The sequence below is a fragment of the Arthrobacter sp. HMSC06H05 genome, from assembly GCF_001807395.1.
GTDB lineage: Bacteria > Actinomycetota > Actinomycetes > Actinomycetales > Micrococcaceae > Pseudoglutamicibacter > Pseudoglutamicibacter albus.
The window spans coordinates 1-11,941 of record NZ_KV788989.1 but is presented as its reverse complement, the minus strand read 5'-3'; the positions used below and the strand labels follow the sequence as shown (position 1 = coordinate 11,941).

Below are 11,941 nucleotides of genomic sequence, written 5' to 3'. Positions count from 1 at the left end.
ACGCCACGGACCGAACCCGTTAGTCGATCGGCAATACAGCGTCAGGGCCAGGCGAGAGGTCAAACGGGGTCACCGCCCCGAAGCCTTGCAGCTCCACCGGCGACAACTCATCGATCACGAACCGCTCATCGTCATCGAGCACCTGGCTCGTCAACGAATCGATCAAAACCTGGCCCGGCTCCGCCATCGCAGTCAAGCGTGCCGCCATGTTCACGGTCGCACCATAAATATCGCCCAGACGCGACAAAATACGGCCCCACACCAGCCCCACACGGACCTCCGGCATGTCCTCTTCAGGGCTGAAAGCGCGCGCCAACGTCAACGCGATCCTCGCACCGGCCTGCGGGGTTTCAGCGACATAGAGAACCTCGTCGCCGATCGTCTTGACCAGCCGGCCACCACCAGTCGAAATGATCGAGGCGCAACGGGCCTCGAAGTTCTGAACCAGCCGCGCCAAACGCCGCGCATCCATACCGCGCGAAAGCGAGGTGAAAGACACCATGTCAGCGAAACCCACCGCACGCGCCAACGGGAGCGCGGCATCGTCCTCAGTACCAGTGCGGTACTCATTCGAGGAACGCAAACCAGACTCGGCACGCAAAACCTGCCGGTGAATCGCCGCCGCAAGGTTGCGTTGATACGAATAGTTGACCATCTTCAGAAGCGGATCCAACATTTCGTCCAACATCAGCACAACCTGGCGGCGCGCCTCCGGGTCGCTCATCCCGTGAGTCGAAACGAGGTCTTCAACGAGTGCCTCGATCTGCCAGATCGCCATCCGGTCTGTCAGCTGCCCGATCGAACGGGCGATCGAGAGCATCGCGTCCTCAGACAAACGACGCTTGCGCACCTGCTCAACCATCGTGTCCAAGGCGCGCTGATCCCGCATCGTGAACGCGACCTGGTCATCTGAAACCCGAGGAAGCCCCAGGGCCCGCCAGAGTTTGCGGGCCGAGTGCAGCGAGATACCGACGTGTGCCGCGATTTCGCGGCGACGCATGGTCCGTGCCGAGCCCCGTAGCCGCATCTCAAGGCGGTGTGCGGCGGCCCGTACCTCGTCGTCGGTTTCGGTCTTGGTTTCCAAAACCGGCATCGACGTGGTGATTGGCCCGATTTCCGGGACCGCCCCGATCGCGTGGGTATCCAATGCTTCCCACACGGTAGGGTTCGATGCGCTTACCGGCATCGCAGGTTCATTCGGCTTAGTCTGGGTGACGGGAACATGGCCTGAAACAACTGGCATCTCGACTGCCGGCATCTGGGCTGTAACCGCCCGTTCGCCCTGCCCGTCGGACGAGGCGTTGCCCGACCGTCCGCTGCCTGGCTGTTCACTGCCTGACTGCTCACCGGCTGACTGTTCACTCTCGGACTGTTGAGGCGCTGACTGATCGGTGCTGCCCGCCTCATGTGGCTGGGAATCTGATGGTTCTTCCGTCACGGGCTTCAACGACGGCGGCGGGACCGGGCTCAACCCCACATCAGTGAACCCGTCATCGCCGACCCCCGCACCGCCGGTCCCCGCATCGCCAGGCCCTGCATCGCTGCCACCGTCATCGATGAGGTGAGCGCGCCCCTGCTTCCCCGCACCAAAGTCCTGCTCCGTTTCGAAGGCCTTGATCGCATCGAAACCTTGAGTCGCGAATCCGTGCGTGACCGAACCATTTTCTTGCGGGTTCTGTGTCCCCGGGGTATGTGTCTCCGAGTCCTGTGGCTTCGCGTTCCGCGTTTCGGGGTTCTGTGTTTTGGAGTTGTGTTCCGGGTTTTCGGTGCGCTCAGGTGGGTTTCCTTGGCTCACTGCCGGCACCGTCCTTCCCGTTGAAATCGTTCTTCTTTGCGCATGTGTCAGCCGACGTCAAAAATGCCCCTGTCCATTCTTACACCCTCACAGCGAAAAATGTGTCAAAGGTCACGCAGTGTCCACAATATGGGCATTACTTGGGCGGTTCGGGAGCCAACATGTGCCCTCACAGCCCGTACGGCACCATAACCCTGTACTGATGGGCCGCCGCCGCTTCTCGCCTGATGCTGTCAGCAACATGCGCGACGTCGGGGACGTTTCGGAACGTGGCTTCTCGCCCCTCAACCTTCACGACGAGGGTTCCCGGCGCGCGCGGCATCCGGTCGGTCGGCTTGAACCACACGCCGTTGATGTAGAGCAGTGGAATGTGCTGAACGCTGCGGCCGCGCTGTATGAAGAAACGCTGATTCGTGAGCGTGATGTGGGTGTTGACCCATGCGAAGAACGGCCGCAGGACCCAGCGCAACATCGCCCATCCCCAGCCGATCGCTACGAGCGCCAGCAGGGCTTGGGAGACCAAACCCCAGGCACCTCCGAGGTCCGCGGTGCGTGAGGCGAATCCGCCCAGCATCGCGCCGATGATCGTAATAAGCAGGAGAGCCCCAGCGATGGGCACAAGTGCGCGCGGGTGGCGGCGGGTTCTGATCACAGCTTCTTCGCCAGGGTGTAGAAGTTTCCGCGGGACCATTCTTACTCTTCCGTTCAGCTGAGCTTACGCTCTTATCCACTCCACGCTCTCATCCACTCTAGAGCGCCCTCACGCTGTACCTTAGCGGCCCGCGGGTGCCTGGATATACACCTTTAGGCGTAGTGGCCGTCGCTGCGGCGTACGTGGATGACATCCCCTGCTGAAATCTGATGCCGTTTGCCCGTGCCGTCCTCGACGATGAGGTGGCCGTATGCGTCAATGTCGCGTGCCACGCCGGTGATGGTCACCTCGTGGGGCAACTGGACCCGCACGTCCACTCCGATGGTTGCGCAGTGTTTGCGGGTCGCATCGACGAGGCTCATGCACCCGAGCGAACCCAGCGGCTGATCGAGCGGGCCACCCGCTGGTAGCCATTCGGAAAGTACCGCGATGGCGCGGGTCCAGAACGCGGAGATCAGATGATGAACGTCGGTGGTGCAGTTGTGGAGCGCGAGTGAGGTTGCGGTGGGCACCGGCAGGTCCTCTTTGGCCTGGGTCAGGTTGGTGCCGATACCTACGACGAGGTTGAGGCCTCCCGCGCCTGCTCCCTCGGCGTCTCCTTCGCCTGCAACCCCAGTCTTCTCGGCCAGCCCGGTCTTGTCTGCAACGCCGTTCTTGCCGGTGACGCCGGTCTTATCAGTCAGTCCAGTCTTGTCCACACCGGTCTTGCTGTCCCCGACGCTGACGCCACGCGGCCCGGGCAAGGAGGGCGCAACTTGAGCGAGGATGCCTGCTACTTTCTCGCCGTCGATCAGCACGTCGTTGGGCCATTTGAGGCTCACGTCGGAGGCCGTCGCTGCAGCTAACACGTCACGCCACACGAGCCCGACAAGGGTCGAGGCCATCGCTAGCGATTCGGTAGGCACACTCGCGGGGGCTTGAATCACGAGGGACATGGCAAGCCCCGAGCCTGCCGGTGTTTCCCAATCGCGGCCAAGCCGACCCTTGCCCGAGCGTTGGTCGAGCGTCACGATGAGTGTCCCTGACGCATCGGGCATATCGGGGCCGCCCAGTTCACCACTAGCTAGCAAGTTGATGGCGTCCTCGTTCGTCGAGTCCGTGTGGTCCTCGACGATGAGGCGTGGCCACGCGGCGGAACGTTCACTACCGTGCAACGCCGCCCATTCGGCGCTTGCGTTGGCGGTGATGATGTCGGCTTCAAGGCGCTCTGGTGTGTGCATGTCAACCTTCGCTCGTGTTGATCGTCAGTTGCCGGGCCTTGAAAACGGGCCCTAAGAATCGGGTGCCCTAAGAACATACCGCGTTCAACTCGCACGCAAGCCCCGCCCCGCCGCAGCGCGTCACTGTCCTGGGATTGGCGAGATGGAGCCTTCCGGCATGCGGTCTTTGGTGAGGAAGATGTCCGCGGTGAGCGGGTGGTCTGGGTTGATGGCGTAGCCGGTGAGGTCGGTGACGCCGGCGTCGGCGAGCGCTTCTTCGTCGGTGAGGAATTTGCCTGTGAAGGTGTGTGACGGCTGGGTCAGCATGTGGTGGGCGGCGTCGGCGACGATGTCTGGTCTGCGGGCGCCGGCTAGCATCGCTTCGCCGCCGGGGAGGTTCTCGATCGCGGCGGTGTGGATGAGGGATGCCGGCCACAGTGAGTTCGCGGCGATTCGATCGCGTGCGAATTCTTGGGCGAATCCGAGTGTGGTCATGCTCATCCCGTATTTAGCCATCGTGTAGCCCAGGTGTGCGCCTGCCCATACCGGGTCGAGGTTCAGTGGTGGGGAGAGTGTGAGGATGTGTGGGTTCTCTGCCTTTTTGAGGTGCGGGTAGGCGGTTTTGGGTAGTGCGAAGGCTCCGCGCATGTTGATTTGGTGCATGAGGTCAAAGCGCTTCATGTCGAGTGCGGGCGTGGGGTTGAGGTTGATCGCGGAGGCGTTGTTGATGACGATGTCGATGCCGCCGAACTCTTCTACTGTTGTGTCGACGGCGCGTTGGATGTCTTCGTCTTTGCGTACGTCACCGACGATCGCGAGCCCTTTGCCGCCGGCGTCGTTGATGTCTTGGACTGCGGTGTGGACGGTGCCTTCGAGGTGGGCGTGTGGTTCAGCGGTTTTCGCGAGGATCGCGATGTTGGCGCCGTCGCGGGCTGCGCGTAGGGCGATCGCGAGGCCGATTCCTCGGGAGCCTCCGGACATGAGGATGGTTTTGCCGTTGAGGGTTTTGGTTGATGTGCTCACGTGGTCCTCCTGTTGTTGCCGTGCGCGTTGCAGTACCGAGTGCAGGTTGCGCTGAATGCAGTGCTGTATCGAATGCATCGAAAGCGATATGTTGTGATCCAGGTTACATTGCCTAAGTGACTGGGCAGTAACTACCGCGATAACTGTGGCGCGCAGCGCTCATCCAGCCGCGGGTTCCGTGGGAGCAGGCCGGGCTTTATGGCTTGTTTTTGTAGGAGTCCGACAAAAGCTTTAGCGAAGATAGCCCGTAGAATGGCCTGGATGCCTTTCTTTTTGAGAGGTTTCCACCAAAACGAAGGAGAGTTCGCAAGCGATGACCGCCCAGCCGTCAGATCCGCACACCACCCCGGATCTCACTACGACCGCCGGTAAGCTCGAGGACTTCCATCGCCGTATGGCTGAGACCATCAACCCTGGTGGTGAAGCTGCGGTTGAACGGCAGCATAGCCGCGGTAAGAGCACTGCGCGTGAACGCATCGACATGTTCTTGGACCCGGGTTCCTTCGTTGAGTTCGATGCGTTGGCTAAGCACCGCACCACCGCTTTCGGTATGGAGAAGAAGCATCCTCTCGGTGATGGTCTCGTATCCGGTTACGGGACGGTAGATGGCCGTCAGGTTGCGGTGTATTCGCAGGACTTCACGGTCTTTGGTGGCTCACTCTCTAACGTCAACGGCGAGAAGATCGTCAAGGTCCAAGAGTTCGCTTTGCGTAACGGGATGCCGGTGATCGGTCTGCTCGATGGTGGTGGAGCGCGCATCCAGGAGGGCGTGGCCTCCCTTGCGATGTTCGCCGATATTTTCCGCAATAACGTCCACGCTTCGGGTGTGATCCCGCAGATCTCGGTGATCATGGGCCCGTCTGCAGGTGGTGCCGCTTACTCCCCTGCTTTGACGGACTACATCATCATGGTGGATAAGACTTCCCACATGTTCATCACGGGCCCGGACGTGATCAAGGCTGTCACGGGCGAAGACGTGGACATGGAGACCCTCGGTGGCGCCCGCCACCACAACACGGAGACGGGTACGTCCACGTATCTTGCCGAGGATGAGGAGGATGCGCTCGATTTCGTGCGCGAGCTGCTCTCCTATCTGCCGTCCAATAACCTCGCTTCCCCGCCGGTGCTCTACGCGGATGAGGCCGAGCTCGAGGTCACCGAGGATGACGAGGCCCTCGACACCCTGATCCCGGATTCGGCGTCCCAGCCATATGACATGCGTGAAGTCATCGAGTCCGTACTCGATGACGGCGAATTCTTTGAGATGCAGGCGCTGTATGCGCCCAACGTCATGATCGGTTACGGCCGTGTTGAAGGCTCGACCGTCGGAATCGTCGCGAACCAGCCGATGCAGTTCGCTGGCACACTCGACATCGCCGCCTCTGAGAAGGCCGCCCGTTTTGTGCGCCACTGCGACGCTTTCAACATTCCGGTGCTGACGTTCGTCGATGTTCCAGGCTTCTTGCCGGGTAAGGATCAAGAGGATCAGGGCATCATCCGCCGCGGCGCCAAGCTGCTCTACGCGTACGCTGAGGCGACCGTGCCTAAGCTCACGGTCATCACCCGCAAGGCTTTCGGTGGCGCCTATATTGTAATGGGGTCCAAGAAGCTCGGCGCGGACATCAACCTTGCCTGGCCTACCGCTCAGATCGGTGTCATGGGCGCCCAGGGTGCGGTCAATATCCTCTACCGCCGTGACCTGGCAGCTGTTGAGCAGGAAGGTGGCGACGTCGAGGCTCGCCGCACCGAGCTGATCGACGGCTACGAAGCCGAGCTACTCAACCCGTATCAGGCCGCTGAGTTGGGTTATGTCGATGCGGTGATCGCACCGAGCGAGACCCGCGTCCAGATTGTGAAGGGCTTGCGCGCAACCCGCGATAAGCACACGACCAACCCTGACCGTAAGCATGGGAACATTCCGCTGTGAACACCACACAAAACTTTTCCTGGGCACCTCAACAGAAGTCGGCACCTGAGCCGAGCGATCTTCGTGTGGTGCGTGGTGAAGCGACCGATGAGGAGATCGCGGCACTGTTCGCGGTCATCCTCGCCGAAGCTCAATCGCGTCAGGCAGCCGAACAGGCCCCGCCGTCCACGCGTAGCGAGATTCTGCGCCGTGCTGCAACCATCCGCGGCCAGTTGACGAGCCTGCCGGGGCTGTTCCGCCGCAAATAACGCACATACTTCACCAACTAATCAACCAACACCACACCACTGTGTGGCAGGCCGATGCGTACACCTAACGTGCGCATCGGCCTTGCGCGTTAGATACTGCATCTAGGTAGCGCGCCTAAGTTTTTGCGCCCTGAGGAGGATGTTGATGAGTCAGTTCTCACCGCGGATGGTTCTGCACCGCACCGTGGCGGCCCAACGGACCAAGGACCACGGAAAGATCTCCAAAGGGACCCTCAAACGCATTTGGGGTTTCGCGGCTAAACGCAAGGCGATGCTGTTCTTGTTCTTAGGCATTTCGGTGGTGATCTCGGTGATCGGGGTCATCACACCGATCCTCGCCGGCGATGTTGTCAACGCGATCACCTCCGGCGGGCCGGTCGAGGTGATCGTGTGGCTTGCCATCGCGATCGCCGCACTCGCACTCGCCGATGCGGGTTTCAGTCTTCTGAACCGGTACTTCTCCGCGAAGCTCGGCGAAGGCCTCATCTATGACATGCGCACCACGGTGTTTGATCACGTGCAGACCATGCCGATCGCGTTCTTCAACCGGACCCGAACCGGCGCGTTGGTATCGCGGCTGAATAATGATGTTATCGGTGCGCAGCGAGCGTTTTCCAACACGCTCTCCGGTGTTGTTGCCAACATCGTTTCGCTGATCCTCACGGTTGCGGTCATGGTCACGATCTCATGGCAGGTCACGCTGTTTTCGATTTTGCTGTTGCCGGTTTTCTTGATCCCTGCACGCCTGCTGGGCGGGCGGTTGGCTTCGTTACAGCGTGAAGCGGCTGACTATAACGCGGCGATGTCTACCCGCATGACGGAGCGGTTCTCCGCGGGCGGGGCAACGCTGGTCAAGCTCTTCGGCGCTCCAGGGGCTGAGTCCCAGGCGTTTTCCGAGCGCGCGGGCCGGGTGCGGGATATCGGAGTCAAGACCGCGATGCTGCATACCACGTTCGTTCAGGCCCTCACGCTGGTTTCTGCACTGGCTTTGGCGCTCGTCTACGGCGTGGGTGGCGTCCAGGCGGTTCTGGGGCATCTCAACGCAGGCGAGGTTGTGACCCTTGCGATGCTGTTGACCCGTCTGTACGCTCCGCTCACGATGCTTGCGAACGCCCGCATGGACATCATGAGCGCTGTCGTTTCTTTCGAGCGCGTGTTTGAGGTTTTGGATCTTGACCCGCTGATCAAGGAGAAGCCGGACGCGGTCGAGTTGGGTTCCGGTCCGGTCACGGTCGCGTTCAACGACGTACGGTTCGCCTACCCCACAGCCGAACAGGTTTCTCTGGCTTCCCTTGAGGACGTCTCGGTGCTGGATCAGCGTGAGAGTTCCGAGGTTCTGCACGGGATCGATTTCACGATTCAGGCGGGCCAGACTGTCGCGCTGGTGGGTTCCAGTGGTGCCGGTAAGTCGACGATCGCGGCACTTCTTCCGCGGCTGTATGACGCGACGGAGGGCAGCATCACGCTCAATGACGTGGACGTTCGCGATGTGAGTTTCGATTCGCTCAAGCATACGATCGGCGTGGTGACCCAGGATGGTCACCTGTTCCACGAGTCGATCCGCGATAACCTCACGATCGCCGCCCCGAACGCTACGGATGAGCAGTTGTGGTCGGCCTTGGAGTGGGCTCGGCTCAAACCCGTGATTGAAGCACTGCCGGATGGCCTGGACACGGTGATCGGCGAGCGCGGCTATCGCCTCTCTGGCGGTGAGCGGCAGCGGCTGACGATCGCGCGTTTGCTCCTTGCGGCACCTGCCATGGTGGTTTTGGATGAGGCGACATCGGCTTTGGATTCAACGAATGAAGCCGCGGTCCAGACCGCGCTTTCGGAGGCGATGGAAGGCCGTACCGCACTCGTGATTGCGCACCGGCTTTCAACGATCCGGGCAGCGGATGCGATCTTGGTGGTTGAGGGCGGGCGGATCGTCGAACAGGGCAGCCACGATGAGCTGCTGGCTCAAGGCGGGCGCTACGCCGAGCTCTACCGCACCCAGTTCGCTGACCAGGAGTGATTCGCACCCGGCCAGCCCGCGGTTGCCTGTTGGGTTCTGTCTCAGTGTCGCGCTGGTTCTCACAGCGTGCGTGGCTCGGTTTACGCATCGTGCACACTTACCGCGTGATCCTTGACACGAAACCCACGTTTTCAGCCGCTCTAGTGACATCTTGTGTAACACAAGAATCATCCAGTTTATGGATCACGCGTTTCCTATGGAAATGTTTATGTTTCCCGCACACACGCGCGCGCGGCGGTGTCGCGAAGAATAAGTGCCGGGAAGAAGAAGTGTCGCGAAGAATGCCGGGAGTATCCCGAAGAACACAGTGTCGCGGGCAATGGCATTGAGTCAGCAAGAGTATCTAGAAGGGAGGGTCCGATGATTACGTTGAAAGGCTTGCGTAAAGAGTTCGCAGGCACTACCGCTTTAGACGGCATCGATCTGCACGTTGAGTCCGGCCTGATTCACGGAATCGTTGGACGCTCTGGGGCGGGTAAGTCGACGTTGATTCGGTGCCTGACTGGTTTGGAAACCCCAACCTCTGGCACGGTCGAGATCAACGGCGAAGACGTCACCGCTTACACTGGGGCACGTTTGCGGAAGGCCCGCCGTTCGATCGGCATGGTTTTCCAGCACGCGGAGCTTCTGGATTCCAAGACCGCGTTGGAGAACATCGCGCACCCCCTGGTGATCGCTGGGGTCAAGAAGAAGCAGGCGATGCAGCGGGCCCGCGAACTGATCACTCTTGTTGGTCTCGAAGGCCGTGAGGACAACCATCCCGCCCAGCTCTCGGGTGGTCAGCGTCAACGCGTCGGTATCGCGCGTGCTTTGGCAACTGAACCTAAGATTTTGTTGTGCGATGAGCCGACCTCGGCACTCGACTCAACCACGACCGCCCAGATCCTCGCCCTCATCAAGCAGCTACGGGATGACTTGGGTATCACCGTGCTGATCATCACCCACGAAATGTCAGTGGTGCGTGAAATCTGCGACTCGGTGACCTTGCTTGCTGAGGGCCGCAATCAGCACACCGCATCGTTGCGTGAGGTGCTCTCCGACCCTGCTTCGACGCTGGCGCGCGAACTCATCCCACTGCCGTCGGCACCGATCCGTGACGCCGAGGACGCCACCGTAATGCTGGAGATCAGCATCGCAGGCCTCTCCGCAGCGGAGGTTTTCGATGCCGCTCAACGCGCCGGAACCCCGATCGTGGAAGTCGAAGCCGCAACGTTGGAACGCATCGCGGGCCTGGACGTGGGCCGTATGCGCATCCGCAGCACCGACGCGCAAGCCACCCGCGTGCTAGGACGCACACTAACTGAGCGTGGCATCCACGTGGAGGAAGCCGCATGATGACACAACTGAGCACAATTGCCGCACAAGCCCACACCGCGCTACCGCTGAAGGTAGCGCCAACCCAGGTGCTCGCCGCCGAGCGTGAAACGTGGTTCAACAACCCCGTCATCCAGGATTCGCTGTGGCCAGCAACCCAGGAGACACTGCTGATGACCGTGTTCTCCTCGGCGTTTGCGATCATCCTCGGTTTGCCGCTGGGGATCTGGGTGTGGATGACCTCCAAAGGCGGGCTCGCCCCGAACCCTGTGATCCACCGCATCATCAGCTCGATCGTGGACTTGGGGCGTTCGATCCCGTTCATCATCCTGATCATCGCGCTGATCCCGTTCACGCGCTTCATGGTCGGTAAAGCAATCGGGTGGGAAGCCACTGTGGTCCCGCTCGCGGTGGGTGCGATCCCGTTCTTTGCCAGGCTCGCTGAAAGCGCGATGCGGGAGGTCGCAACAGGCAAGATCGAAGCCGTACAGATGATGGGTGCCACCAACGGGCAGATCGTACGGCAAGTCTTGATCCCCGAGGCGCTGCCCGCGCTCGTTTCATCTGCGACCGTCACTGCAGTCACGCTGGTTTCCTATACCGCGATGGCCGGTGCGGTTGGCGGCGGAGGCCTCGGCGCGCTTGCGATGAACTACGGCTACAGCCAGTACCAGACTGACACGATGATCGCGTGCATCATCGTGGTGGTCGCCATCGTTATTGCTATTCAAATGTTCGGTGACTGGCTCGCACGCCGCGTCAACCACCGCTAACCATCACTCCTCAGGTTCAGTTCTGCCTGAGGTTGCTCAACCCTTCGGAGGAGAAGAATGCGCTTCTTTCGTAAGTTCGCGGCAGGAACCGCCGCGCTAGCAGTCACCGTGAGCCTTGCCGGATGCGGCCTGATGGGCGGCAACGACAAAGACAGCGTCGGTAAGAAAGACGGCGACGTCACGGTCCTGACGATCGGCGCGACCCCGGTCCCGCAGGCGAAGATCTTGAAGTTCGTGGACGATAACCTCGCCAAGGACGCAGGCCTCGATCTTGAGATCAAGGAGTTCACCGACTACGCATTGCCTAACCAGGCACTCAATGACGGCGATATCGACGCCAACTATTTCCAGCACGAGCCATACCTGACAGAAGAAATCGACAAGAAGGGCTACGAATTCTCCCACTTCAGGGGCATCCACATCGAGCCGTTGGCCCTCTACTCGTCCAAGGCTAAGAAGGTCGAAGACATCAAGGACGGAGCCAAGATCGCTATCCCTAACGATCCGTCCAACATGGGCCGCTCGCTGAAGCTGCTCGAAGACGCTGGCCTGCTGAAGATCAAGGACGGCGTCGAGGCTGTTTCTGCAACGACCCACGATGTTGCCGAGAACCCTAAGAACATCAAGTTCGTAGAAGCCGATGCCGCTACCCTGCCGCGCGTCATGGAAGACCTCGACGGTGCAGTCATCAACGGTAACTTCGCACTCGAAGGCGGGCTGACCCCGTCCAAGGACGGCTTGTTCCTCGAGAAGCCTGAAGACAACCCGTACGCCAACCTGCTGGTCGTCCGCCAGTCCACCAAGATCGACGAGAACATCCAGAAGCTGAATGACCTGCTGCACTCGGATGAAGTCAAGAAGTTCATCGAGGACAACTGGAAAGACGGAACCGTCATCCCAGCGTTCTAATCAGCTACGTGTCAGACGGAACGTGCTGAGCTAACAACGCACTGAACTAAAACGGGCGGGCCCCAGAGAACGTGTTCTCTGGGGCCC

General features: G+C 60.7%; 10 protein-coding genes. 6 read left to right on the top strand and 4 right to left on the bottom strand.

Features of this window, described 5'->3' with window-relative positions; translation table 11 throughout:
* Positions 1-19: 19 nt before the first annotated feature.
* The 4 genes from HMPREF3160_RS07150 to HMPREF3160_RS07135 form a co-directional block, all read right to left on the bottom strand.
* Entirely contained in the window at positions 20-1,795 is a 1,776-nt protein-coding gene (locus HMPREF3160_RS07150; protein WP_052048552.1) for an adenylate/guanylate cyclase domain-containing protein, read from the bottom strand.
* 169 nt (positions 1,796-1,964) lie between these two features.
* Positions 1,965-2,447, bottom strand: coding sequence for a YdbT family protein (locus HMPREF3160_RS07145; protein ID WP_141739870.1), 483 nt, complete (start codon positions 2,445-2,447; stop codon positions 1,965-1,967).
* Between the two features lie 152 nt (positions 2,448-2,599).
* Positions 2,600-3,667: a biotin--[acetyl-CoA-carboxylase] ligase gene (locus tag HMPREF3160_RS07140; RefSeq protein ID WP_035756841.1), complete on the bottom strand. Its 1,068-nt coding sequence runs from the start codon at positions 3,665-3,667 to the stop codon at positions 2,600-2,602.
* 120 nt (positions 3,668-3,787) lie between these two features.
* Positions 3,788-4,627 (bottom strand): SDR family oxidoreductase, encoded by an 840-nt coding sequence (locus HMPREF3160_RS07135; RefSeq protein WP_370977550.1) that lies wholly within the window; start codon positions 4,625-4,627, stop codon positions 3,788-3,790.
* A gap of 355 nt (positions 4,628-4,982) precedes the next feature.
* On the opposite strand from HMPREF3160_RS07135, the gene HMPREF3160_RS07130 reads away from it, so the two are divergent.
* The 6 genes from HMPREF3160_RS07130 (at position 4,983) to HMPREF3160_RS07105 (ending at position 11,854) form a co-directional block, all read left to right on the top strand.
* Positions 4,983-6,596, top strand: coding sequence for an acyl-CoA carboxylase subunit beta (locus HMPREF3160_RS07130; protein ID WP_035756838.1), 1,614 nt, complete (start codon positions 4,983-4,985; stop codon positions 6,594-6,596).
* Complete coding sequence (locus HMPREF3160_RS07125; protein ID WP_035756836.1) at positions 6,593-6,844, top strand: acyl-CoA carboxylase subunit epsilon; 252 nt, start codon at positions 6,593-6,595, stop codon at positions 6,842-6,844. Before HMPREF3160_RS07130 ends, HMPREF3160_RS07125 begins: the two co-directional genes overlap by 4 nt.
* Before the next feature lie 145 nt (positions 6,845-6,989).
* A complete protein-coding gene (locus tag HMPREF3160_RS07120; protein ID WP_070490746.1) occupies positions 6,990-8,858 on the top strand; it encodes an ABC transporter ATP-binding protein in 1,869 nt (622 codons plus the stop codon).
* A gap of 360 nt (positions 8,859-9,218) precedes the next feature.
* On the top strand, positions 9,219-10,193 hold the full coding sequence (locus HMPREF3160_RS07115; RefSeq protein WP_070490681.1) for a methionine ABC transporter ATP-binding protein: 975 nt from the start codon (positions 9,219-9,221) through the stop codon (positions 10,191-10,193).
* Positions 10,190-10,945 (top strand): methionine ABC transporter permease, encoded by a 756-nt coding sequence (locus tag HMPREF3160_RS07110; RefSeq protein ID WP_239446321.1) that lies wholly within the window; start codon positions 10,190-10,192, stop codon positions 10,943-10,945. Before HMPREF3160_RS07115 ends, HMPREF3160_RS07110 begins: the two co-directional genes overlap by 4 nt.
* 57 nt (positions 10,946-11,002) lie before the next feature.
* The gene (locus tag HMPREF3160_RS07105) at positions 11,003-11,854 is read left to right on the top strand and encodes a MetQ/NlpA family ABC transporter substrate-binding protein (RefSeq protein WP_070490680.1); all 852 of its coding nucleotides are present in this window, start codon (positions 11,003-11,005) and stop codon (positions 11,852-11,854) included.
* The last annotated feature ends 87 nt before the right edge of the window (positions 11,855-11,941 follow it).

What these genes read in the sequence shown, in the direction of transcription:
- HMPREF3160_RS07140 (WP_035756841.1), bottom strand. Translation starts at nt 3,667, where the DNA reads ATGCACACACCAGAGCGCCTTGAAGCCGACATCATCACCGCCAACGCA.
- HMPREF3160_RS07135 (WP_370977550.1), bottom strand. Translation starts at nt 4,627, where the DNA reads ATGTCCGGAGGCTCCCGAGGAATCGGCCTCGCGATCGCCCTACGCGCA.
- HMPREF3160_RS07130 (WP_035756838.1), top strand. Translation starts at nt 4,983, where the DNA reads ATGACCGCCCAGCCGTCAGATCCGCACACCACCCCGGATCTCACTACG.
- HMPREF3160_RS07120 (WP_070490746.1), top strand. Translation starts at nt 6,990, where the DNA reads ATGAGTCAGTTCTCACCGCGGATGGTTCTGCACCGCACCGTGGCGGCC.
- HMPREF3160_RS07115 (WP_070490681.1), top strand. Translation starts at nt 9,219, where the DNA reads ATGATTACGTTGAAAGGCTTGCGTAAAGAGTTCGCAGGCACTACCGCT.
- HMPREF3160_RS07110 (WP_239446321.1), top strand. Translation starts at nt 10,190, where the DNA reads ATGATGACACAACTGAGCACAATTGCCGCACAAGCCCACACCGCGCTA.
- HMPREF3160_RS07105 (WP_070490680.1), top strand. Translation starts at nt 11,003, where the DNA reads ATGCGCTTCTTTCGTAAGTTCGCGGCAGGAACCGCCGCGCTAGCAGTC.